Genomic DNA, 22442 nt, shown 5'->3' on the forward strand with positions numbered 1-22442 from the left:
GCTGGAAAAGCCAAGCCATCTTGATTGAAGTAACATTGGTGTAAAAGGCAACCTGCCCAAAGTCCAGTATTCCAGCGTCAGTGATGACTCTAACCGAACGCTCTCAACTCTTCGACGCTCTGAGTGAACTTCCGCCCCAGGACATGGAAAGGCTACTTTTTGAGTTGCATGTTCCGAGGAAGAATATTCCTGGGCCTGCTGCTTCTCCTGGAGAACGGGTAGCGGCTTTACTGGCGTGGGCTGAAAGTTATATTGGATGCGATTTAGTTGAGGTTGAGGCTCGTTTGAGCAAACTTGGCAGAGTGGAAAGCTGTTCTAACTCAAATATTCTTGCAGAATTTAAGGACTATTTGAATTCGGTTTGTGAAGACTATCAAAACTACTGGAAGCACTATGCTTTCATAGACGAGATTAATGAATCAACGTGGTTTGAATTTAGTTTGGATACCCAAATTAAAGCCAAACAACAAGAGAAGAATGAACCACCGCAAGACAACGAACCGCAGCAAACAAAGAGAAAGCCAATCTTGCAGGTAATTCAGGAAGTTGAAAATCAAAGTTTGCTCATATATGGAAGTTCAGGTTCTGGAAAGTCTACCCTGCTTGCAAGGCTTTTCTATGAAGCTGCGCTTAAAGCGCGACAAGGTAAGTCTGACTTGATTCCTGTACTAGTAGAGCTAAAGTCTTATGAAACCGAAGGAGAAGATAGCGGATTAGAAGGCTTGATTCTAAGTTCTCTGCAAAGTCATGATTTTGACTTAGACAAAGATGGCCTGAAGCAAATCCGGAAAAAACACCTTGCTTTATTTATAGATGGCTTCAATGAATTGCCTAACGAGAGCGCGAAACCAAAAATCAAGAAATATTGTAGGAATATCCCTATAGTTGCTACTAGCCGGAATGAAGGGGATTGGAGAGAACTTGGTCAAAGTCTAGAAATTCAGCCCCTGACTCATAAAGAAGTCACTTACTTTTTCCATAAGCATTTACCTGATGACAGCCAGACAGACTTAGAGGTTCTATGCAATCGAGTGAGAGATTTTGGAGACACTCCTTTGATGGTGTGGATGCTGTACAGCATATTTAATACCAATAAAGAGATTCCAGAAACTCGCGGAGAAGCATATCGAAGATTTACCACGCTTTACTTAGAACGCTCGAAAGAAGGTATTAATCTGACTGAGTCTCAAACCTTGCTTAGCAAGCTAGCATTTGAGATGATGCGGTCTACCAGCAAGGAAAATCTTACTGACTTCCGGTTAGAGATTTCTGAAGCTGATGCGCAGATTCTTTTAGGTTCTAAAGTAACATTAAGGCTTTTAAGCAATTGCCATTTACTTAAATCACAGGGAAAGCCAGGTAATCGTCGTATCAAGTTTTGCCACCAATCTCTTCAAGAATATTATGCTGCTGAGGAGCTTTTGAGTAGAACAAGAAAATACTTTTTTCTCTCTGATGCGCAGCACTTTCAGCACTTTTACTTGAACCTACGGAAGTGGACCGAGCCGATAAAATTAATGTTATCAATCCTTGAAAACTTGAATCATGTTGATAAAATCATTGATTTAGCTCGTAGTATAGATTTGGTTTTAGGTGCTCGACTAGCAGGCGCAGTTCATCCAGATAACCAAAACAGAAATTTGAGTTTACTTGATATTGATAATTGCCCTATATGGATGCAAATCCATATCCTTAGTGAAATCAAGTCTCTCGATGCATCAGATGTATTGCTCGAATTCTTGAACGATGCAGACTTGGAGACACGTAAAAAGGCAGTTTGGGCATCAAGAAAGCTAAACCCGTCAAGAGCTGAATTTATCATTCTAAAAGCCTTTCAGGATACCAACCCCTCTGTTCGTGAAACTGCTATAAGAACATTATCAACGCTGGATCAAAAACACGTCTTTGAGATAGTCCGTAACCTCCTGTACAAGGAAAAAGAAGCAAATGTTCGCATGGCAATAGTAATCAATATATTAGGCAAAGACAATTCTGAAGAATCTGTTACTGAACTTTTACGAGCATCACAAGATGTTGATTACAATACAGCTACCATGGCTTCATATCAGGTAGAAAAGATGATGCCTGAGGTTTTCCCTACATTGATCAAACTTCTCAGGTACAGAGAAAAGGCTGTTTGCAAAAGTGCCATTGAAGTTTTAGCCAGAGTTGGTGATGAAACATGTCTCATCTCTTTATTTGAAGCAAAATTATCTAATGACGATGATATTCACATCGAAGCCTGTTTTGCCATTCGTAAGATAGAAGATAGGATACATAGCACTTCGCCATCCGCTCTAAAGGATAAGGCTACGGCGAAACAACAAAAAATCAATTATTGGGTTTCTAATTTGAACTCCGAAAATTCTACTTGTAGGGGCAATGCTATCGATAGCTTATCTAGTCTTCTTCCAAAAGAAGATGCTACAAAAATGGTTCTCGAGGCCATATCAGATCCACATCATTATGTGAGAGGACATGCCATTGGCAATCTAGAGAAGTTGTTCGGAGAGGATGCGATTCACCTTCTGATAAAAGCCTTAGATGACCCACATCGTGATGTGCGCGAAATTGCTGCACAGAGATTATCAGCTATTGCTAAGAATTCTCCTGATCAGATTGTTGTATCCAGCAATACTCTCTCAAAGTTAATATATTATATTGAATTTAGGGAAGACAGTAATACTGTCAGTCATGACGTTGAAGTCTTAAGAAATCTTTGCTCCTTTGTGCCCGGATTGCCTCAAAATGAACGATTAGAAAATGCATTGCTAATTTTGTTAGAAGAATCAAAAGACAATCTTTTGCGCAGCAAGGTTGTAAGAACCCTAAGATACTTTTCCAGCAGAAACGTCATAGATAGTTTGATGAGACTACTTACAGATTCTGACTTGATGGTCTCTTTAGGCGCGGCAGAGTCTTTAAAATATATGCCAGCTGAAGTAACGGTTATGTATCTTCCCGAACTACAAAACCTGTATTTCTCAGAAGGGGGTAGTATATCTGTCGGGGTAATTGAATCCATACAATCTCGTTGTGAATTCTACAACTATGAAGTTGCTCAGCTACAGTTAGAGTCTGTTGAGGATCAATCGTTATTAGACAACGGTCAAACATTTCATTTCCATGCCCCAGTCGGTGTCGTAAATACTGGCTCAGTAACAATTGAAGGTGATCAAAAAGGCTTTAACTGATTTCAGTTCTTCAAAACAGTATGGCCCAGGTACTTCATGCCGCTAATTACATCCCTCGCTGGAGAGAACTAATGGAGCGATCAACCAACTACCGCCAGATGGTCTTAGACACCATTGCGCATGCTCTCACCAATGACACTAACCCAGAGGTGAGAGCCAAAGCCGCAGAGTCTTTAGGCAAACTAGGTGATCAAGCCGTCACGTCATTGTTGCTGACAGCCCTAGCAGACTCAAACGTGGCTGTACAATGCAGCGCCATCCAGGCACTAGGGCATCTTGGCCATGAATCCGCTGTTCCCCAATTGCTTCAAGTGCTTGAAAACGGGGCCGCAACCACCCGTCAAGCAGCGGCAGCAGCACTGGGCCACATTGGCTCTGAGTCAGCAATTCCAGGTTTACTCGACGCCCTTAACGACCAAGCCCCCTCTGTACGCGGCACAGCAGCCAGCGTTTTAGGGGCAATGGGGGTCGAAGTCGCCATTCCGGCCTTGCTCGACATGCTTACAGATTCCGACCCCACCGTCGAAGCCCATTCGGTAGAAGCCATTGGAGCCATTGGTTCACAACTCGCCATCGATACCTTAGTTGAGCTAGTTGCTGACCCCAACCCCAACCTACGGCAAAACGCCGCGATCGCTCTTAGCAAACTAGGCCGCAAAGATACCATCCCCATGCTGGTTCGCCTCTTGCAAGACCCCGACGCCGCCGTGCGAGAAACAGCCGTAGAGGCTCTAGGCACCGCCGCTCAAGATTACTCCGTGGCGTGAGGAATCGTGAGTGTCCATCACACCAGATCAACAAGCAGAAATCGTCAGAATCCTCTGTCAACTTCTGCTGGAATCCGAAAATCCTCGCCTTCGCGCACGGGCTGCTAAATCTTTGGGAAGATTGGGCATTCCCGATGCGATCCTTACCCTGTGTCAGGCTGTATCAACCGACAGTGACGTTCAGGTACGCTTAAATGCCATGGATGCCCTGGTCTCAATCGCTAAATCCAATCTAACCACTATGGCCGACCCACCGAAAAACCAACCCACCTTTAACATTGGCAGCGTCGGCAACATCAACACAGGCGACGTCACCATTCAGGGCGACCAAGTTGGTATCCAATACAACTATGCCACCAGCCCAGAACTTCAGGCATTGATTGCCGAACTCAACGGCACCCTCGTTGACTTGCAAACACAGAACCCAACAGTAGCCACAGAATCTCAGGCGCTAACCATCATTGATGCGGAGTTCACCGAAATTCAGCAAGACAGAGCTTCTAGGCTGGCTATCCTCCGCCAACAACTCCTTAACCCAGAGCGTCACTTTCAAGCCAGCAAAGCCACCCTGGTAGAGGTTTTAAAGCATTTTTTGGAAGAAAGCGTTTGGGCCAAGGCTTTAATCACCTACATCGATACTCTGAGCACAACTCCCGAAGAAGGCATTTGACGGCATCAATTAGGCTTAGCAAAGCCTTGGTTATCGACGCATCCTAGACGCTCCAGCGTCATCTATGCCAGGGCACTAGAGCGCCAAGGGCGACGTTCCCACGCAGAGCATGGGAATGATGCTTTAGCGTGCAACCGCAACGTTGAATTCGGTTTCTCACCAGGTAGCGATTGTGACTTGATTTGGGCGTCCGAATGGGGTATTTTACTGAGCTATGGCTGTCTGCGTGCAGTCTGAGCTTCCCAAAAATTTGGTCTAACGCCACTGGAAGGTGCTGTCAACACCAACCAGCGGCTAACCCCGTCGACAGGAGTAGCTGTCTCGGAGGCTAAGGTGATTTTACCTGGCCGTCCTGAACTGCACATGTCTGGGGCGGCCAAGTTTTTGGGGAATTTCCTACCCACTGTTGTTTTGGAGGAATTCCTCATGTTGTGTCTACCCTATTTGGTGTCGTCAGCCCGTCGGGGCGAGGCGACCAGTCCGCTGCTGCTAGCGAATCCAGAAGCCCAGCCGGGGCGCGATCGCTTGCGCCATTTGGTGATTGGCTCACCCGACGGGGTGCGAGCAACGATCAACCTACTGCATGTGCTGACCTATGCCGAGCAGGCCACCTGGAGCCAGTTGATTACGATTCCACCGTCTGGGATTTTGATCACCCCAGAGCAGGGCGAGGTGTTTAGTCTGCTGAGGCGCGACAGGCAGCTGAGTTGAGCAGCCGCAGAACACTGAACCTACAGTGGTCTAAATAGTGTCTACTAGCTGGCTGATGCAGAACCCGGTTTTTTTAAAGATCGGGTTCTGTAGCCTAGGACAGAACAGCCTCGCCCACAATACGAAAGCCCACTTCATTGCTGCGGGTGTCGGCCTTGCGACCCGAGCGAAATGCCGAGCGGCACTGCTGGGGCGGGCTTTGCCACGAGCCACCCCGCACTACCTGCCAAACATCGCCAGGGGATGCGTCTCGGCTTGAAGAGCACCATTCCAGCACATTGCCGTGCATGTCGTAGAGGCCGAAGTCGTTAGCCTTGCCAAAGGCCCCGACCGCCGTGGTGGTGCCGCGAAACTGGCCCACGGGTTCTTGGCGGTAGGGCTGAGTGCCGTTGTAGTTGGCCAGCTCAGTGGTGAGGGTTTGGCCCGTGTGGAACGGAGTAGTGGTTTTGGCGCGGCAGGCGTATTCCCACTCGGCCTCGGTGGGCAGGCGATAGCGCCGCAGACCGGGCTGATCGGGGTGAGTTTCGACTAGCTGGTTGAGGCGATCGCAAAACTCGACCGCCTCCAGCCACGACACCTGCTCCACCGGGCGATCGTTGCCGGTGAAGTAAGCCGGGTTGGGGTCAAGCTCTCGGCTGACGGCGGGCAGCTGCGCCACCGCCCGCCACTGCCCCTGGGTAATGGGGTGCACACTCATCCAAAACGATTCTACGGCGGCAATGGTTTGGGGGGGCTGCAATGGGTCGTGACCCGGCTCGGTGGCGGGGGCACCCAGCACAAACTGACCGCCCACAATTGACACTAGCCGCAGAGTCACCGGGCCAATGGGGGTCTCTAGCCGCAGAGCCTTGTGGGCGGGGGTGGAGAATTTGACCTGCGATCGCCCCATGCCAAACTCATCGACCGTCACCGATTCATAGCTGTACAGCTCACCCGAATCTGACGCCCCTAGGGTCGGTGCATCTGGGTCAGGAGTCGCTAGCCCAGGGGACTCCAGGGCAGAGGTAGAGGTGCCCAAATCTAGCGGCTCTAGGGTAGGCGTGAGCGCTGCACCTTCTCCCTGCGCTAGGGCGTTTTGAATGCGATCGGGCAGCGTAGCCAAGGCAGGCATGGCTTTAGAGACCTCCCCAGGGGTGAGGGTTTGTAGGGCTGGCACCTGCTGACGCACTGCCATAGCGGTACCGCCCCCCAGCAGCCCTAATCCTGCCAGGCGTAGCCAGCGGCGGCGTCCCATAGGGCGAATTGCCGACTCTTGGGCGGTTTTGTTAGCGGTCGCCAGGGCCGCCGCCAGCTCATCAATCAAACTAGGAGCGGGTAAGCTCGACGGGGTGGAGGGGGTACTACCGATCGCCAAGCTGCTGAATACGCCCTCAATACGATGAATCAGCCGATCCAGATCGCGGTGGAAGTCGGGGTCGCAGCGCACCAAGGCGCTCTGGCGGTGCACCAAACCCCTCATCCCCTCGGGTAGGGCATCATCCTCAGGCAGGGTAGCCCCGCCCACCAGTACTGGAATGACGAGGCGATCGCGCCGCAGAGCCGCTTCAATTTCAACCCGCACCCAGTCGGCGGGGTTTGCCAGTTTGGGCCTGCCTCGGTCATCGGTAACCCCCAACCACTGGGGGTCAATAATCGCCAGCAGCACCGGGCAATGGCTGACCTCTTGCTCTAAATGGTGGCGAAAATTCACCCCAAAGGGAATCGAATCGACGTCCTTAAAGACGCTGTTTTCGCCAAAATGAGCCACCAGCCGGTCGTAGATTCGCCCTGTAATGTCGATGCTGGTCAGCCGACGGTAGGAGATAAAAATAGACTTGGCGTTCGTCATAGAAGTTAGCTGCCGAAAGGTAGAATGCACACCTGGTAGCTAAGATGATGGACGCCAACCCAAAGATTCCAGTTCCGAATGAGTTGTCAAACTCCTTACACAGCAGCCCTCAATATATGAACCTTTTACGGTAGCTTAGGGGGTCTCACCCCTGATAGAACACCGTAAAATTAGCCCAGCCTAAGAATTCATACCAGTGCTGATCTCAGATTCAATAGTCGATCGCACCACTGCCCCAGTTGAACACAACCCTGGCAGGCGAACCTAATGAATCGATTTGTGGCTAAGATCCATAGACAGCGTCTTGCCTCATCCCACGGTTACGCGATGCTTACTCAAGGCACCATTCAACAAATCGCCGATCGCATAGTCGATTGCTTTCAGCCAGAGCAGATCATTCTCTTTGGCAGCTATTCTCGCGGCGCGGCCCATGAAAACAGCGACATAGATCTACTGGTTGTCATGGAAGCCTTAGCCCCACGAGGGCAGCGCAGTGCACCCATCGTTAAGATGCTGGCTGAGCACTATGCCGAACCCATCGACATAGTGGTTCGCTCAGCTCACAATCTAAAAGCTTGGGAACACATACCCGGCAGCTTTGCCCACCAGGTGCTTACCGAAGGAATTGTGCTGTATGACCGCCAAAAGCAACCTACCTAAAGCCTGGTTTGCCAAAGCTGAAACCGACCTCCAAGCCGCTGAGCTTTTGCTCAATACAGCCAATCCTTTGCGTGATATCGTCTGCTACCACGCTCAGCAATGCGCAGAAAAATATCTGAAGGGCTACCTCATAGCCTGCGAGGTGCCCTTTAAGTTTGTGCACGAGCTAGCCTACCTCACCCAGCTTTGCATAGAGCAAGAGCCTGAGTTCTCTAAGCTGATCGATGTCGCCTCAGAACTACAAGACTACGCAACCGGCGTGCGATATCCCGATGATGATCTCGATGAGCCAACCTTCGAAGAAGCCCAAAGAGCAGTAGCCTGTGCAAAAGAAGTCTAAGTATTTGTAATTCAGAAATTTAGGAATGAATCCCCAAACTAAGAATTGACAGTCAGTTTCTCAGCAAGGCTCAATCGCCCTGACTCACTACAATAGATGAGTTTATCCGAATTTCAGGAACGCTCTGTGACGGCTGACCCACGCCTTGCCCCTATTATTGAATACTTCGCCACCCGTGGCTGGCAGCCCCTTACGTTTCAGGCCGAAACCTGGGCGGCTTACCTCGCGGGGCACAGCGGGCTGGTGCAGGTGCCTACCGGGTCGGGCAAAACCTACGCGGCGGTGATGGGGGCGATCGCAGAAATGCTGGCCAACCCCACCCCAGGCTTGCAATTGTTCTACATCACCCCCCTACGCGCCCTGTCGCGAGATATTGAGCAGGCGATCAAAGCTCCGATCGAGGCCATGGGCTGGGGCATCACCGTCGAGTCGCGCACGGGGGATACTAGCTCGGCCCGCAAGACCAAGCAGCTCAAGAATATGCCGAATATTCTGATCACCACGCCGGAGTCGCTGGCGGTGATGCTGTCGTACAAAGATGGGGCTAAGCGGTTCAGCACCTTACGGGCGGTGGTGCTAGACGAATGGCACGAGCTGATGAGTTCGAAGCGGGGCACCCAGGCTGAGCTGTGTTTGGGGTATCTGCGATCGCTCCAACCCACCCTCCGCACCTGGGCGATCTCCGCTACTCTGGGGAATCTGGAGGAAGCAGCTCAAACCGCTGTGGGCTTGGGTACCGATCCGGTAATCGTTCGCTCGAACCTGAAGCGCGACACGGTGATCAAAAGCATTCGACCCGAGTCGGTGGATACCTTCCCCTGGGCGGGGCACCTGGGCCTGCGGATGTTTGAGACCCTGGTAGAGGCGCTGGACATCGAAAAATCCACCCTGATTTTTACCAACACTCGCAACCAGGCCGAGCGGTGGTATCAGGCGCTGAATTTTGCCCTGCCGGAGGAGGCAGACAGAATTGCCCTGCACCACGGATCGATCGATGTGAAAGAGCGGGAGGCGATCGAGGCCGGGGTGAAATCTGGCGATATTAAATGGGTGGTCTGTACCTCATCGCTGGATCTAGGCGTCGATTTTCAGCCGGTGGAGCGGGTGGTGCAGATCGGCAGCGCCAAGAACCTGGCGCGGCTGTTGCAGCGAGCGGGGCGCAGCGCCCACGTGCCCGAAGGCACCTCAGAGGTGTTTTTCTTGCCCACCAATGCGCTGGAACTGCTCGAAATCTCCGCCTTTCGTCGGGGTCTAGAAATGGGCGATATGGAAACGCGCCGCCCCCAATACAAGCCCTACGACGTGCTGGTGCAGCATCTGGTCACCCTCGCCTGCGGCGATGGTTTTGAGCCGCAAAAGATCCTGGAAAATTTGCGTCAAACCGTCGCCTACGCCGATCTCACCGACGAAGAATACCAGTGGATCTTGGATTTTATTGAAAACGGCGGTCAGTGTTTGGGAGCCTATCCTCGCTACAAAAAAGTGGTGCGCGAAGAGGGGCTTTGCAAGGTCAGCGATGCGAAATTGGCCCGCATTCACCGCATGGGCATTGGCACTATTACTTCCAACACGCCGGTCAAAATTGTTTACACCACCCGCAAAGAAATTGGTACCGTAGAAGAATCCTTTGTGTCGCGGCTGAAGAAAGGGGACGTGTTTTTCTTCGCTGGGCGGCAGTTGGAATATTTTCAGATGAAAGATATGGTGCTCTACGTCAAAGGCACCCGCAAAAAATCCACGGTGACGCCCACCTGGGGCGGTGGGCAGCTGGCGATCTCAGATACTCTCAGCCACCATTTGCGGCGGGAGGTCGAGCGGGTACGATTTTTCTGCGGAGAAGCTGCGCCAACGCTTCCGAAGGATTCCAGCGGTACGGCTTCCTCCCATTCAGTAAAATTCACCTCTGACGAGACTAGATCCCCCCAGTTTCCCGCCGTAGACGATCCATCCATTACCCCCCTTAATAAGGGGAGCAGGGGGGATCTCGCCAACGAAGAAATTCTCACCATTGCACCCATTCTCGAAGCCCAACAGCGTCTCTCGACGTTACCTACCGCCGATGAATTATTAGTCGAAAGCTGCAAAACTCGCGAGGGACAGCACCTCTATGTCTTCCCCTTTGAGGGTCGGTTTGTCCATGAAGGGCTGGGGTTCCTTTGGGGCTATCGGTTTGCCAAGCAAAAGACCGCTACGTTCACCATTTCGGTCAACGACTACGGTTTTGAAATCCTCGGCCCCAAGGGCTACCCCTACCAAGACCTGTTCTCTAGCGACTTCTTTAGCCTAGAAAACTTGGAGGATGACATTCGCGCCAGTCTGAACATCTCGGAACTGACCCAGCGTAAGTTTCGCGGCGTAGCCCAGGTGGCGGGGCTGGTGTTTAAGGGCTATCCGGGGTCGCGCAAAACATCGAGCCAGCTTCAGGTCAGCACATCGCTGCTGTACGAGGTCTTTAGCAAGTACGAGCCAGAGAATTTGCTGTTGAAACAGGCGGAGCGGGAGGTGCTGCAAGACCAGCTTGAGACGCACCGATTGGCAAAAACCCTTAGCCGCCTGGATCAGCGATCGGTCGTGTGGAAAGACACCAAGCGCCCTTCGCCCCTGGCCTTTCCGCTACTGGTGGAGCGGCTAAATTCGCGGATGTCGAACGAAACCCTGCTAGAGCGCATTCAGCGCATGAAAGACCAGTGGGATAAGAAGTGAGGGGGTAGCAAAAGAACGAAACATAAAGATCGAAGAGCGTATCGGGCACTTTTTTGGCTTGACTTTTCGTTCTTTTGCCGCCTGCAACGCTTCACCCAAATCTGCCTAGACCTTTGCTGGGACGCCTTGATAGGCGGATTCGAGGGCGCTAAGCTGACCGACGAGGGCGGCGATCGCCTCAGGGTTAGCCGCCTTTTGAGAATTACTCAACACCTCGCGGCCCAGCACCGTGCAGCCCAGGTGCGAGAGCTGCTGCCGGATGGCCAGCACCACCTTTTGCCCACCGCCGCCGCTGTGGGAGGCCAGGGCCACAGGGCGGGCGTTAAACAGGGCGCGAAAGTCGTCGGTGCTGACCGAAAGCCAGGCGATCGCATTGCTCAGCACTGGCGGAATGGAGCCGTTGTACTCCGGTGCGCAAATAATCAGAGCCTTGTGCTGTCTCAGAGCTTGGGCCAGCTTGAGGAGGCCGTCGCCAGCACCGCTACTCTCTAGAGAATCGTAGAGCGGCAGTTGCAGTTCGGGGAGGCTGATCAGCTCTGCAGATAGGCCCCTGGTGGTGACTTCGGTTGCAAAGGCGTGGGCCAGGTCAAGGTTTTTGCCGTTGGTGGCAGATAAAATCAGCATTGTTCTCAGGGGATGTGTAGGGCAGCAGACTGCGTTTTTAACTTACCACCGCCATCGCAGATCTTCATCTACTCAGGGGTCAGTGGGCACACCATTGGATGGCAGGGGTAGGTGCCTGGCAGTGATGAGCCGCCGCCCAATGGCCCCCACCGATAGCGAGAAACCGACGATCGCCGTTCTTAGCGGTTGTCGTACTGCCCCAGGTAGTATTCAACTCGCTGGCGGGTGTCGGCGATCGCCAGCCCCTGGCTCCAGTATTCGACCATGGCGTGGCCAAAGGCCCAGGCAGCGCGATCGGGCTGGGCGTTGTGGTCGAGCAGTAGCGGCCACAGGGCGAGCAAATCGAGCTGCACCTGGTCGGGGCCAATCACCTTAAACAGATCGTAAGCGAGCTGAAGCTTGCCCAGCACCACGGGCAGCTGCTCGACCGGAATCTGCTCGGCCAGTAGGTAGGCCAGGGCCGGGGAACCGGTGGTGAGGGTGGCGAGAAACTTGAGCACCGGACTTTTGAGAAAGGCGGTCACCCCCTGGGTCGTGCTCATCTGCAAGCGGTAGCGGTTGATCAGGCGGGCGGCGGCGGTGATTTTGGTCTCGCGATCGCGCAAAAACCTCGCCAGCCGCAGTTCCTTGGCCGGGTCGATTAGCTCGACTAGGGCGGTGGACAGAGCCTCGACATTCCACCCAGGGCGATCGGTGTTGCGGGTGACGAGGGGCAAGATGCGATCGCACAATTCCCCCAACTGCTCTTGCCGGTAGCGGGTGGCCTCACGGATGGAAATTTCCTTGGAGCGATCGCCCCACTGCCAGTCGTAGGGGGGCTGCCACTCCCGCAGAGGCCGCAGCCGATCCACCTGCGTCAGGGCGGTAATGGCAGGCAAATCGGGCACTTCTTGGCGCATGTCGCGCAGCAGATCGGCGTCCATTTGCAGGGCCGGGTCGAGGGCGGGGGTGACCAGCAGCAGCAGATCGGCCTCGCGGGCGCAGTCGAGCAGTTGGTCGCGGTAGTCGGTGCGATCGACCTGCTCGTAGCCGGGGGAATCCCATAGAGTGAGAGTTTCGCCGCCGTCGCCCTGCCAGCGGTAGGTGCTGATGGTGTCGGTGCTGGGCAGCACATCGACCTCGGCTAGGTCAGCGTCGAACAAAGTATTGATCACGCTGCTCTTGCCCGCCCCGGTGCGCCCCACCAGCAAAATATTCACGGGTTTTTCGGCCACCGCCTCTACCGAATCGGCCTGGTTGAGAATGTCGCGCAGCGTTTGGGTTTGGGCCTGGGGCAAGGGTTTTTGGGGGCCGGGCATGGTCGGTAGTTCGCCGCTGTAGAGCGCCACCGCTTGGCGGTAGAGATTCCGCAGGGTGGCCTCCCGCAGCAGAGCATTTAAGTTGCCCAAGAGCTGCTGGTTGGCCAAGTTATTTGTGGGTTCGCTCAGGGTGCGGGCGGCGGCAGCGGCGGGGTTGATCAACCACTGCGCCCAGTTCCATACCTGCCAGAGCTTGCGGGCCGAGGGTTCGACCTGGCGATAGACCTCATAGCCCTGCACCGCCTGGCCTACAGTCACCTGGCCCAGCACCGGGGTTAGGGTATCAATCCAGCGATCGACATCGTCTACAGTGCCCCGCAGCAGACCGTAGGCATCGGGCAGGTAAATATTGAGCAGCGGGTACTTCACGCCAGGGTGGTGGGCCTGGGCCACCGCCGTCACCACCTCGCGGCAGCGCTCCCAAAAGGGGTTCCAGTCTTCCCATACCGGGGGGTCTTGCTGGGCGGCAACGAGAATGTCTTCTAGAGCGGCAGCGGCGGATGCGGCATTGGGAATACCGACGGGCGCTTCTGCTTCGGTCACCTCATCTAGCTCCTGCTGGGCCTGCTCTAGAGCCGCTTCCATCTGCTTAAATACGGGCTTGGTCCAGCGGGCCAGTAGCCCTCGCCACAGCACCAGCATGAGAATGATCACACCCCAAATCCAGTTCAGCCCCCAGGCGTGAATTTGGGCCGCCGCCGCTGTCATAATGAACCCAGCGATCGCCACCAGAGGCAGCGCCAGCACCGCCCATTGCCAGGGTTTAAGCCGCACCATTGCCCTATCCCCACATAGCCAACGTCTTTAGTGTAAGCAGGGTTCGCTAAAATCCAGGGCATCCATAACCGAACGTTAGCTTAGTTTGCTAGGCGGGCTGGGCGAGGGGAAGGTCATCGGACTGGCGCTTCGCGAAGCGCTCCGCTGCGGAATCGCCCTCATCCGTCACGGCCTGCTCCGCCACCGGCAGCGGTTTGCGGCCATAGCTCAGCTGGTTGAGCCAAAACACATCCTCCGTTCGCACCTTCTCAAACCCGGCATAGCCTAGCCAGGCATCCACATTGCCCTGGCCGTAGTCGCGAATGAAGGGCTCTTCAAAAATGTTGCTGAGCCAGTCGGTGGCCCGCAGGGTGCGCTGGTTGCCGTCGAGCACCAGCATCTGCCCGCCAGGGGTCAGCAGCCGAAATGCCTCTGAGAGAATAGTTTTGGCCACCGCAGGCGGCGTTTCGTGGAACAGCAGCGTGGCGCACACCACATCAAAGGATGCGGCGGGTAGCCCCGTGGCCATGGCGTTGCCGTGGCAAAAGGTCGCATCCACCGCCGCCGCTTGGGCTTTGTAATCGGCCATTACCAGCATCTGGGGCGACAGGTCGAGGCCAATTACTTCGGCGTTAGGAAAGCGGCGCTTCAACATCAGCGTGGTGGTGCCGGTACCACAGCCCAGGTCTAACATACGTCGAGGCGTACCCTGGATAGCTTTCACTAGGCTCTCTCTCACCCAGGTTTCGCTAGGGGGCAGCACGTATTGAGTGATCGGGTCGTAGGTGAGGGCGGCATCGACATTCAGGTAGCCGTTTTTAATGCCGTGGAAGTTGCTGATCTTGTAGTAGTTGGGGTACACCACCTGGGGATTGGTGAACTCGGCCACCCCAGCGTCCCAATCGATGCTGTCGCGCAGGCGAATCAGAGCGTCGCGATCGACCAGGTGCGAAAAGATCGGCGCTAAGAACTGCTCAAACAGGGTTTTAGACTGGGTTGCCATAGGTCAATACCAACGCCGCGCAAACTCCCCTCAGCGTAACAAGTTCGTTTCTCTCTGGCCAGAAAAAAGTAGGATGAGCCAAGTGTATTCGCATCGCATCATTCGCATCTCACCAATGGAAGGGCATGGCAGCTGAGCAATCCTTTGCGCTACCGGGCTATAGCCTGCGAACGGGCTCAACCCTCGATCGCGCCACCGTAGTCAAATTCATGGAATGCACCTACCGCGAGCTTGACCCCCAGCAGCCCACGGGCCACATTGCGGCCACAGTCGATCGCTACCTCAGTCGAGATACGCCCCTCTGGTGGGTGAATGAGGATTCTACCGCTGCTCCAGTCGGGGCGATCTGGCTAGGGCAAGCGACCGATCAGCGCAGCGGCGTTCTGCATCCCTACGTGCTGATGCTCTACGTTGCCCCCGAACACCGACGGCGCGGCCTTGCCACGGCCCTACTCGCGGTGGCCCATCGATGGGCGCAGCAGCAGGGGCACCGGCAGATTAGCCTGCAAGTGTTTAGCGAAAATCCGGCGGCCCAGGCGCTATATCAATCGCTGGGCTATCTTCCCGAGGCCATTCTGCTGAAAAAAACATTTACCGCTAACGGCGGGCTGTAACGCTCAGTTAAGGTCTTTGCGCAACCTTAATCTTTCAAAGCCACCATAGGCATATAACGCCACAATTAGCCGCCATGGCTACTGTAAAGCGTCCGGAATAATCGGGGAACCCTGGGAAGGATTAGCAATTAGACCTAAACTGCACCATCGCTCAACACATTGGAGAGCTTTATGAAAAATGTTGTCTACTGGGTAATGGGTGAAAAAGCCGGGCGCACCATTGTCGGCACCTGGAACTGGCTGTGGGGCATCCCCGTTGAGTCGGGCGGTAAGGTGGCAGTATCGGTAGCCGAAGAGTCGCTTCAGTCAATGCAGGAATCGGTGCAAAAGCTGACCCAGGCCGTCGCCATACAGGTTGGTTCCTACGAGCGGGCCAAAAAAAAATACGAAGAAAAAGCCCAGGAACTGAGAAAGTCTGAGCAGCAGGCCCTACTGGCCCAAAAATCGGGCAACGAAGATGCCGCCCGACTAGCTATGACCAGGGCCATTCAGATCGAGCAGCTTTTGCCCCAGCTCGAAGGCCAGGTCAAACAGGCGGAAAAGTTTGTCACCGCCTCAAAAGACAAGCTCAACCGCGAACGGCTCAAGCTAGAGCAATACAAGACCGACATGCAAAACATGAAGGATCTAGCCGAGATCAACAGCGCCCTAGAATCGATCGCCCAGGTCAACAACGAATTTGACATTGGCTCAGCCCGGTCTTCCTTTGAGTCGGCCAAAAACGCGGTCGAAGGTCGCCACCTGCGCAGCAATGCCCTGGCCGAACTGTCTGAAAACCCCAACGAAAAGCTGGCGGCAGACCTCGACCAAATGACCATCGACGACGAAGTCGCCCGCCGCCTGCAACTGCTCGAAGGCACCACCCCTAAAGAATTAGCTGAGTAGTCCTATGACAAACAACACCGTAAAACGCAGTGGCCCGCCGCCCATTGTCTTTATTCTGCTGTTGCTAGGTCTGCTGGGCGGAGCCTACTGGTTCTTTTTTAAGAGTAAGGATGTGCCAGTTGCTATACCTGGCGTAGAAGCCCCCCAGCCTGATGGCGCTACCCCAGGGGAAGCGGCCCCTGCTAATTTCGCGCTTCAGCCTAGCGTGGCTGCGGGCACCACCGTCACCATTGACGGTTCGACCAGCATGGCCCAGATCAATGCAGCCCTCAAGACTGGGTTTGAGCAGCAGTACCCCGGCACCGTGGTCAACATTGCCGCCGCTGGTTCAGAAAACGGCATTCAGGCTATTCTCGGCAACAGCATTGACATTGCCGCCTCGTCGCGCCCGCTTACCCCCCAAGAACAAGCTCAAGGGTTGCAGGCTGTAGCTGTAATCGCAGACCAATTAGCGGTGGTTGTCGGCAACGAAAACCCCTTCAAACGCGGAGTGTCGGCTAGCCAGGTGGCGCAGATTTTTCAGGGGCAAATTACCAACTGGGCTACCTTCGGTGGGCCGGATCAAGCCATTCGCGTCATTAACCGTGCCCCCGTGAGCGGTACCCACGGGGCGTTTCAAGAGATTGTGCTAGGCGGGGGGCAATTTGGCACCACCCCCAACATCACCACCATGACCCGCGATGCCACGACGCCGATGCTGCAAGACTTGGGTACCGATGGCATTGGCTATGCCACCTACAGCCAGGTGGCAAACCAGCAGACCGCGCGGGTGCTGGCCATTGATGGGCTGACCCCAGAGGCACCGGGCTACCCGTTTCAGCGATCGCTCTACTATGTCTACCGCGATGCCAACAGCCCAGCGGTGCAGGCGTTTTTGGGCTACGTGCTGTCGCCTCAGGGCCAGCAGGCGGTTGCGGCAGTCACGGTAGGGAACTAGCGCTGACAACAGGCTGCTAGCGGCAGCGCTAACCCATCCGCCGCATCGTTAGGGCGGGGAATGCGATCTAGGCCAAGCTCTCGGGCTACCGCCTGCTGCACCTCAGACTTATCGGCAATGCCATAACCCGTCAGCACCTGCTGCATCTGGTTTGACAGAATCTCAAAGTCCTCAGATGACAAAGAGTAGCTGCCATCATTACCCGAACAGTATTCAAGATCACGCCTCAAGTTTTTGACTCGCAATAAGCTGGATTCTTAACTGCACGCTCTGGGTGCATCGCCAGCCTACAGATGAGGGCTATGGGGCCATTGAGGCGATAAAAGCTGGAATGGTCAGCTGCTGAGCTTTTCTGACCTGGCGATCGCGGTCATCAGATTTTGGCCTGAGCGCCTGGGTTACGCTCAAGGCCTTAGAGAACTAGCCGTTGCCGAGAATAGCTTTGCCTAACGTCCGTTTGCCGACACTCTGACGCTGACTTCGTCGCGCTTGGGGGCAGGGGCTACGAGGCGGGGCGCAATGGTCTGCATGGGGGCAACATGGGGTGCCGTGGTGGTTACGTTCTGGGCGGCTTCGGTTTCATCCACTTGGTCGCAGAGGGCTTTGGAGAGGGCCATGGCAGCGTAGATGCCCCCCAAATAGAGCACAATATCAAACGCCCCAAAATAGAGATGAAACATTGGCGTAACCCTCCTAGCTGCTTAAGTTACTGCCGATATTAACCCATCCTCTGTAAAGGTTCTATAGGGCACAATCGTTTCTGTCTTGAGCCAGATTAATAATCTTGACGGCTAGCAATGAACTGATGCAGTACCGATGATATCAGCAGAGCAACTGAGACACCCGATTGTTGGGCAAATGCTTCTAAACTGTGCAAATCACTGGCTGGCAGCTCAATAGTGACCGACTCTAGACCGTCTGTTTGAACATGGGCGTAGTGCTGATATCGCTCAATGTCTTGAGCAAGGTTGGGCACAGACTGCCATTCGCCCAATTCGACCGATGTTAAAATCGCTGCTTCTTCGGCATCTAGTGACGGCATGGCTTACTCTCTGTTCTTCTCAACATTCCAACGGAATATTTTCATTTTTGCAGCGGCATGGCGGCGAAGTGCTCTTGCACCAGGCGGTGAATGAACCGATAGCGACCCCCTACGCGCTGTAATAAAAGGCGATCGGTGCAGTGGTTAAGAAATCGCGCATAGTTCCAGGGAATGGCGTTGGTATGGTAGAGCACCAGTCGGAGAGCGAAGTGTTGGACACAGGCATTGCTACTGACAAATATGCTTGCACAAATCAATATGGCAGAGGATAAGCCTGAGAAGGAAGCAATCTGTACAGATTCTAAGCTATTTCCAAGTAGGTAATGCAGTCCAATTCTAAAAATCACCGCCATTAAAATAGATATTACAAGAAGTATAAAAGTATTTTTGAAAGATAACCAAATTCCTTGATTAGGCTCTATTCGAATAGAGATTTCAGTCTTCAAGCCGCCAATCAGGCCGACAATCAAACCGCCAATTAGACCGCCAATCAGGCCACCAATCATCACGAAACTTAGCCTCTCAATTATCACGAAAAACGAACCGACAATCATCACGAAACTCAGCCCGAAAAGCGGCCCAAAAAGCAGTGATTTTCTCAATTCTTTAAAGAAACTTTTCCGCGCGAAGCTCGAAAAAGAAAGATCGAAATCCTCTACTAACGTAATAGACTCATTCCCGAAACTCAGCCCGCCAATCAGCCCAAGAAGCAGCCCAACAATCAGCCCGCCAATCAGCCCAAGAAGCAGCCCCTCAATCAGCCTGCCATTCAGACCATAAATCAGCACGATAATCAGCACGAAACTCAGCCCGTAAAGCAGCCCGTAAAGCAGCCCGTAAAGCAGTTTCTGCCTGCGGTTGGCCAGCATCGCAGGTTGCATTTTCTCAATCAAAAATTCATCTTCCGATTGCGCCTGTAGCTGCTTTGTCAGCCACACCAGCCAGCGGCGGGTTTGCCGTGCCGTAGGCTGCTGCCCTGGTGAGTAACCTTTACTTTTTACTAGCTCATGCAACCGCCGAACAATGTAGGCATTCAGCAGGTAGTCCATCCGTTCTTGGGTGGTCTGCAAACGGCTCCACTGGGATGCATTGAGGTCGTCATTGGCCAAAATCGACACACTCAGCAGCAGCGGCGTGCGTACCAGCGCTAGCAGATCTTCGTCGTGCTGTAGGATTTCCCACAGGTGCGACATCTCTAGCGAGGTCAGGTAGTCTTTTAGCTGCTCGTCGGTCAGCGGGCTAAGGCAAATGGCCCCATTCAGGTCAAGCTTGGCGGCGTAGAGTTCGTATTCTTCTAGGCGGCTGCACACCAGAAGGCGGGGTGCCCCAGTGTCGCTTGGCAGCCAGGTGTTGATGCCCTGCACTACGGGTTCTTGTCGGGCGGGGGGCAGCTCATCGAGGCCATCGAGCAGGGGCAGCAGCTTTTTCTCAGCCAGCCAGGTTTGCCCCAGCTTTGCCGACACACCATACTTCAGCTTTAGCTCATTCAGCAGCCAGTCGGTAAAGCTCTGTTTGGGGTTCTGCCACGACGATAGGTTCACCATCACCGGGATGGGCTCATCGGGGTAGCGATTGGCTCGCTGCACCAGGGTTGCCGCCAGGTCGAGCATGGTGGTAGTTTTGCCTGCGCCGGGGTTGCCCAGCACCAGCAGCTTGCCGCCCACATCGCGGCGGTCAAATACCTCAGCAATGGGAGTGCCAGGGGCCAGTGTTTTGGGCTTTTGGTCGGCGGTACGCAGTTCGCTATCCCAGGGGCGGCTCACCTGGCTGCGCTGCTCAGCCATATCTAGGCGAATCAAAATGGCATTGTGCAGCGACTGGCGCAGGCGGTCATCTACCTCCGTCCACACCGCGTTGATCAGCGTTTTTTCGTTGCGGTCTGTGCGGTTAGGGGCGGGCTGCTGCTGGGGCAAACCGTAGTAAATGTTGACCGTGCGCGACTGGTCGATGCGGTTGCCGTCTCCCGATACCAGCGCCGAGTCATCCACCGACTCACCTACGCCAATGTTGCGCTCCCCGGTGGCGGCAGCTCCATTCTCCGCCATCCTACCGGATTCAAAATTCCCCTGTAGCCCCTCCGACGGTGGGTTGCCCTCTGCCGAAGGGGCTATTGAGGGTTTAGCAGATTGTCCAAAGAGGTTCTGAGGGCCTCTAGTTTTGTGGCCGGGCCAATGGGGCTTTCGACCCAGTTCAGCAGAGCCGATACGCGATCGCCCTGGGGGGCGCTTGAGGGCGGTAAATTGCCCCTGGGCGGGTTGAGGTCAAACACCACGGCATCAAACTGCGGGCCGGGTAGGCTGAGCAAGAACTGGTAGAGCTTGGTGCGGTCTTGGGGTATGGGCACGGCGGAAGAGGAAGAGGAAGATGGGGAGGGTGAGGAAGGTGGGGAGGGTGGGGCCTTCTTATTAATCAGCAGTGGGGTGGCGCTTTCCGGCTTGCCTGCCAGGTCGATCGCAGCGCAGCCGAGCTTAAAGGCAAACTCTACGGTGCGTCCAGCTCCCAGAGCATCATAAAACCCTACGGCAAACTCGATCGACGCTCTGTCGCCCACCGCTTTGGTCATACCCACCACGTAGGGCACATGGTCGGCAATGGCTTCGGCCTGCACCACCGAGTAGCACCCATTCAGCACCACGCAGTGTATCGGGTCGGGAAACTCTGCCGGGTCAGCGAATAGGGCAAACAATCCGGCTAGGGCTGCCCCAGAAACCAGCTTGGCATTCCCACCTTCATCCTCAAACATCAGCCCCTCTGCACCGTCACCGTGGCCCGAGAAGTGGACGATCTGCGGCGTTTCTTCGAGCATAGCCCGCTGAATGTCGCGGGGGCGCACCGCTAGGCGCTGGGTCAGAGCAAAGCGATCGCGGTGCTGCGCCCGCCTGAGCCCCTCTTCGATGTCGCGCAGTTCTTCGTCGAGGCGCAGGCGAGTGGTGTTTTTTGGGTTCGCCGCGAGAATCAGAATTTTTTGCATAGCAGGGCTGGGCAGTTCCCTTTAACTATAGTCTCAGCCCCAAAATTGGCGAAAATCTTCGTCCTGGTCACTGAGCTGCGCCCAGGGGGCACCCCACTGCCGCACAATCTCCGCCAGGCGATCGCAGGCCGGGCGCTCGGTGGCGTAGTGGCCCGCGTCGATGAGAATCAGGTTGCGATCGCGCCCTTCCTGAAACTGGTGAAATTTGCAGTCTGAGGTCAGATACGCCTGTGCCCCAGTTTTGGCCACCGCCCCCATAAAGCTAGCGCCGCTGCCCCCCAGCACCGCTAATCGATCAATCCTTTGATTGAGGTCGGCGGCGGGGGAATAGATCAGTCGCGGCGGCGAGAGCTTGGCCTGAATTAAATCGAGCAGTTCTTGCAGACTGAGGGCGGGGCTGAGATCGCCCACGCGCCCGTAGCCAATGTCCGGTTGAGTGGGCACTACAGGGACTGAATTTTGCAGGTGCAGTACCTGGGCCAGCAGGTCGGCGGTGCCATCCTGCACCTGGTCAAAGTTGGTGTGGGCAGTGTAGATGCCGATGTTGTGGGCGATCGCCGATTGCACCATATCCCCCACCGGGTCGCCCTGGGTAACGCGCTTCAGCGGGCTAAAGATCAGCGGATGGTGGGCCAAAATTAGGTTCACACCCACGCCCTGCTGGCGGAGTTTGAGGGCTTCGGCCATTACCGCCAGCGTTGGGGTGAGGCATACCAGCACGTGGGCCGGTTCGTCGAGCACGCCGGGCTGCACCTGCCAGCCGCAGTTGTCCCAGTCTTCTTGCCAGGCGGGGTTGGCCCAGGCTTCGAGTTTAGAGATCAGGTCTGCGATCGCAAGGGCCATACAAAATACCGCTGGCCGGGGTAGCCAGCTCCAGGAGAAAACCCTCCTAGTTTACCGCGCTACTCCCTGGCCAACGGCATCAGGAAGGGTGTTGAAATGCCAGAATCTAACGTCTGCGCCTTAGTTGGTCACATTGCTCAGAGCGTCTTTGATCTTATCGATGGGCGAGGTGGCCTGGCCAGAGTTGGCGGGGCTGTTCATCTGATTGGCGTCGGCGTTTTTCTGCACTTCGTTGAGCCCTTTGTTGGCCCGGTCGATCATCTTGTCGCCGTCGAGGGCATTCTCGGGCTGCACCGCTTTTTCAGCTTCGTTGTAGATGCTGTTGAGCGGGGCAGTGCCTTCGCTAGGGCGGCTTGGGGTGCTGCTGTTGGCCAAAGCGGGGGTGGCGGTCAGCAGCACCAGCAGGCAAGAAAGGGCGATCGCAGCATTGCGCACCCAGGTGATTGCCGAAGCAAATACGGTATTCATAATCGGTCTCCAAATCGGATAGAAAAAGCTTGTTTTGGCACCTTGGCAACTCACCCGAGCCGCCACTCACCAAAGCTCTCTAGTTTTACCGATTTAGATCCCCCCCTTGAATCGTCCCATAGACATAG

General features: G+C 54.7%; 21 protein-coding genes. 10 read left to right on the top strand and 11 right to left on the bottom strand.

Annotation, left to right across the window (positions count from 1 at the left end; translation table 11 throughout):
• Positions 1 to 83 precede the first annotated feature (83 nt).
• The 4 genes from VB780_RS26265 to VB780_RS26280 all read left to right on the top strand — a co-directional run bounded on the left by VB780_RS26265 (position 84) and on the right by VB780_RS26280 (position 5342).
• Complete coding sequence (locus VB780_RS26265; RefSeq protein WP_323354147.1) at positions 84 to 3194, top strand: HEAT repeat domain-containing protein; 3111 nt, start codon at positions 84 to 86, stop codon at positions 3192 to 3194.
• Between the two features lie 71 nt (positions 3195 to 3265).
• Positions 3266 to 3961 (top strand): HEAT repeat domain-containing protein, encoded by a 696-nt coding sequence (locus VB780_RS26270; protein WP_323354148.1) that lies wholly within the window; start codon positions 3266 to 3268, stop codon positions 3959 to 3961.
• 10 nt (positions 3962 to 3971) lie between these two features.
• A complete protein-coding gene (locus VB780_RS26275; RefSeq protein WP_323354149.1) occupies positions 3972 to 4631 on the top strand; it encodes a HEAT repeat domain-containing protein in 660 nt (219 codons plus the stop codon).
• A gap of 426 nt (positions 4632 to 5057) precedes the next feature.
• Entirely contained in the window at positions 5058 to 5342 is a 285-nt protein-coding gene (locus tag VB780_RS26280) for a hypothetical protein (RefSeq protein ID WP_323354150.1), read from the top strand.
• Between the two features lie 94 nt (positions 5343 to 5436).
• On the opposite strand, the gene VB780_RS26285 is transcribed toward VB780_RS26280, so the two are convergent.
• The gene (locus VB780_RS26285; protein WP_323354151.1) at positions 5437 to 7170 is read right to left on the bottom strand and encodes an SUMF1/EgtB/PvdO family nonheme iron enzyme; all 1734 of its coding nucleotides are present in this window, start codon (positions 7168 to 7170) and stop codon (positions 5437 to 5439) included.
• A gap of 327 nt (positions 7171 to 7497) precedes the next feature.
• Between VB780_RS26285 and VB780_RS26290 the strand changes: the two genes are divergently transcribed.
• The 3 genes from VB780_RS26290 to VB780_RS26300 all read left to right on the top strand — a co-directional run bounded on the left by VB780_RS26290 (position 7498) and on the right by VB780_RS26300 (position 10873).
• Entirely contained in the window at positions 7498 to 7830 is a 333-nt protein-coding gene (locus tag VB780_RS26290; RefSeq protein WP_323354152.1) for a nucleotidyltransferase domain-containing protein, read from the top strand.
• Positions 7805 to 8170 carry a HEPN domain-containing protein gene (locus tag VB780_RS26295; RefSeq protein ID WP_323354153.1) on the top strand — a complete coding sequence of 122 codons (366 nt, stop codon included), beginning with the start codon at positions 7805 to 7807 and terminating at the stop codon, positions 8168 to 8170. The genes VB780_RS26290 and VB780_RS26295 overlap by 26 nt, the downstream gene beginning before the upstream one ends.
• A 126-nt stretch (positions 8171 to 8296) precedes the next feature.
• Positions 8297 to 10873 (top strand): ligase-associated DNA damage response DEXH box helicase, encoded by a 2577-nt coding sequence (locus tag VB780_RS26300; RefSeq protein WP_323354154.1) that lies wholly within the window; start codon positions 8297 to 8299, stop codon positions 10871 to 10873.
• A gap of 105 nt (positions 10874 to 10978) precedes the next feature.
• On the opposite strand, the gene VB780_RS26305 is transcribed toward VB780_RS26300, so the two are convergent.
• The 3 genes from VB780_RS26305 to VB780_RS26315 form a co-directional block, all read right to left on the bottom strand.
• Positions 10979 to 11497, bottom strand: coding sequence for an NAD(P)H-dependent oxidoreductase (locus tag VB780_RS26305; RefSeq protein WP_323354155.1), 519 nt, complete (start codon positions 11495 to 11497; stop codon positions 10979 to 10981).
• A gap of 179 nt (positions 11498 to 11676) precedes the next feature.
• The gene (locus VB780_RS26310; RefSeq protein WP_323354156.1) at positions 11677 to 13572 is read right to left on the bottom strand and encodes a GTPase family protein; all 1896 of its coding nucleotides are present in this window, start codon (positions 13570 to 13572) and stop codon (positions 11677 to 11679) included.
• An 88-nt stretch (positions 13573 to 13660) separates the two neighbouring features.
• Entirely contained in the window at positions 13661 to 14554 is an 894-nt protein-coding gene (locus VB780_RS26315; protein ID WP_323354157.1) for a class I SAM-dependent methyltransferase, read from the bottom strand.
• Between the two features lie 125 nt (positions 14555 to 14679).
• Between VB780_RS26315 and VB780_RS26320 the strand changes: the two genes are divergently transcribed.
• The 3 genes from VB780_RS26320 (at position 14680) to VB780_RS26330 (ending at position 16990) form a co-directional block, all read left to right on the top strand.
• On the top strand, positions 14680 to 15168 hold the full coding sequence (locus VB780_RS26320; RefSeq protein ID WP_323354158.1) for a GNAT family N-acetyltransferase: 489 nt from the start codon (positions 14680 to 14682) through the stop codon (positions 15166 to 15168).
• Between the two features lie 171 nt (positions 15169 to 15339).
• Complete coding sequence (locus VB780_RS26325) at positions 15340 to 16053, top strand: PspA/IM30 family protein (protein ID WP_323354159.1); 714 nt, start codon at positions 15340 to 15342, stop codon at positions 16051 to 16053.
• Positions 16054 to 16057: 4 nt separating this feature from the next.
• Complete coding sequence (locus VB780_RS26330) at positions 16058 to 16990, top strand: phosphate ABC transporter substrate-binding protein (protein WP_323354160.1); 933 nt, start codon at positions 16058 to 16060, stop codon at positions 16988 to 16990.
• Here VB780_RS26330 and VB780_RS26335 read toward each other — a convergent pair.
• The 7 genes from VB780_RS26335 to VB780_RS26365 form a co-directional block, all read right to left on the bottom strand.
• Positions 16987 to 17172, bottom strand: coding sequence for a crossover junction endodeoxyribonuclease RuvC (locus VB780_RS26335; protein ID WP_323354161.1), 186 nt, complete (start codon positions 17170 to 17172; stop codon positions 16987 to 16989). The two genes, VB780_RS26330 and VB780_RS26335, sit on opposite strands and share 4 nt — an antisense overlap.
• 264 nt (positions 17173 to 17436) lie before the next feature.
• Positions 17437 to 17670 carry a hypothetical protein gene (locus VB780_RS26340; protein ID WP_323354162.1) on the bottom strand — a complete coding sequence of 78 codons (234 nt, stop codon included), beginning with the start codon at positions 17668 to 17670 and terminating at the stop codon, positions 17437 to 17439.
• 95 nt (positions 17671 to 17765) lie between these two features.
• The gene (locus tag VB780_RS26345; protein ID WP_323354163.1) at positions 17766 to 18032 is read right to left on the bottom strand and encodes a hypothetical protein; all 267 of its coding nucleotides are present in this window, start codon (positions 18030 to 18032) and stop codon (positions 17766 to 17768) included.
• Between the two features lie 41 nt (positions 18033 to 18073).
• A complete protein-coding gene (locus VB780_RS26350) occupies positions 18074 to 20077 on the bottom strand; it encodes a hypothetical protein (protein WP_323354164.1) in 2004 nt (667 codons plus the stop codon).
• A 62-nt stretch (positions 20078 to 20139) separates the two neighbouring features.
• Positions 20140 to 21003 (bottom strand): CHAT domain-containing protein, encoded by an 864-nt coding sequence (locus VB780_RS26355; protein WP_323354165.1) that lies wholly within the window; start codon positions 21001 to 21003, stop codon positions 20140 to 20142.
• Positions 21004 to 21036: 33 nt separating this feature from the next.
• Positions 21037 to 21846: a Nif3-like dinuclear metal center hexameric protein gene (locus tag VB780_RS26360; protein ID WP_323354166.1), complete on the bottom strand. Its 810-nt coding sequence runs from the start codon at positions 21844 to 21846 to the stop codon at positions 21037 to 21039.
• 120 nt (positions 21847 to 21966) lie between these two features.
• Positions 21967 to 22314: a hypothetical protein gene (locus tag VB780_RS26365; protein ID WP_323354167.1), complete on the bottom strand. Its 348-nt coding sequence runs from the start codon at positions 22312 to 22314 to the stop codon at positions 21967 to 21969.
• Positions 22315 to 22442: the final 128 nt, after the last annotated feature.

The sequence above is a fragment of the Leptolyngbya sp. CCNP1308 genome (assembly GCF_034932455.1).
Classification (GTDB): domain Bacteria; phylum Cyanobacteriota; class Cyanobacteriia; order Phormidesmidales; family Phormidesmidaceae; genus Nodosilinea.

Coding starts and splice junctions, on each gene's coding strand:
- VB780_RS26265 (WP_323354147.1), top strand. CDS start 84: ATGACTCTAACCGAACGCTCTCAACTCTTCGACGCTCTGAGTGAACTT.
- VB780_RS26270 (WP_323354148.1), top strand. CDS start 3,266: ATGGAGCGATCAACCAACTACCGCCAGATGGTCTTAGACACCATTGCG.
- VB780_RS26280 (WP_323354150.1), top strand. CDS start 5,058: ATGTTGTGTCTACCCTATTTGGTGTCGTCAGCCCGTCGGGGCGAGGCG.
- VB780_RS26285 (WP_323354151.1), bottom strand. CDS start 7,170: ATGACGAACGCCAAGTCTATTTTTATCTCCTACCGTCGGCTGACCAGC.
- VB780_RS26290 (WP_323354152.1), top strand. CDS start 7,498: ATGCTTACTCAAGGCACCATTCAACAAATCGCCGATCGCATAGTCGAT.
- VB780_RS26295 (WP_323354153.1), top strand. CDS start 7,805: ATGACCGCCAAAAGCAACCTACCTAAAGCCTGGTTTGCCAAAGCTGAA.
- VB780_RS26305 (WP_323354155.1), bottom strand. CDS start 11,497: ATGCTGATTTTATCTGCCACCAACGGCAAAAACCTTGACCTGGCCCAC.
- VB780_RS26310 (WP_323354156.1), bottom strand. CDS start 13,572: ATGGTGCGGCTTAAACCCTGGCAATGGGCGGTGCTGGCGCTGCCTCTG.
- VB780_RS26315 (WP_323354157.1), bottom strand. CDS start 14,554: ATGGCAACCCAGTCTAAAACCCTGTTTGAGCAGTTCTTAGCGCCGATC.
- VB780_RS26320 (WP_323354158.1), top strand. CDS start 14,680: ATGGCAGCTGAGCAATCCTTTGCGCTACCGGGCTATAGCCTGCGAACG.
- VB780_RS26325 (WP_323354159.1), top strand. CDS start 15,340: ATGAAAAATGTTGTCTACTGGGTAATGGGTGAAAAAGCCGGGCGCACC.
- VB780_RS26330 (WP_323354160.1), top strand. CDS start 16,058: ATGACAAACAACACCGTAAAACGCAGTGGCCCGCCGCCCATTGTCTTT.
- VB780_RS26340 (WP_323354162.1), bottom strand. CDS start 17,670: ATGTTTCATCTCTATTTTGGGGCGTTTGATATTGTGCTCTATTTGGGG.
- VB780_RS26345 (WP_323354163.1), bottom strand. CDS start 18,032: ATGCCGTCACTAGATGCCGAAGAAGCAGCGATTTTAACATCGGTCGAA.
- VB780_RS26350 (WP_323354164.1), bottom strand. CDS start 20,077: ATGGCGGAGAATGGAGCTGCCGCCACCGGGGAGCGCAACATTGGCGTA.
- VB780_RS26355 (WP_323354165.1), bottom strand. CDS start 21,003: ATGCAAAAAATTCTGATTCTCGCGGCGAACCCAAAAAACACCACTCGC.
- VB780_RS26360 (WP_323354166.1), bottom strand. CDS start 21,846: ATGGCCCTTGCGATCGCAGACCTGATCTCTAAACTCGAAGCCTGGGCC.
- VB780_RS26365 (WP_323354167.1), bottom strand. CDS start 22,314: ATGAATACCGTATTTGCTTCGGCAATCACCTGGGTGCGCAATGCTGCG.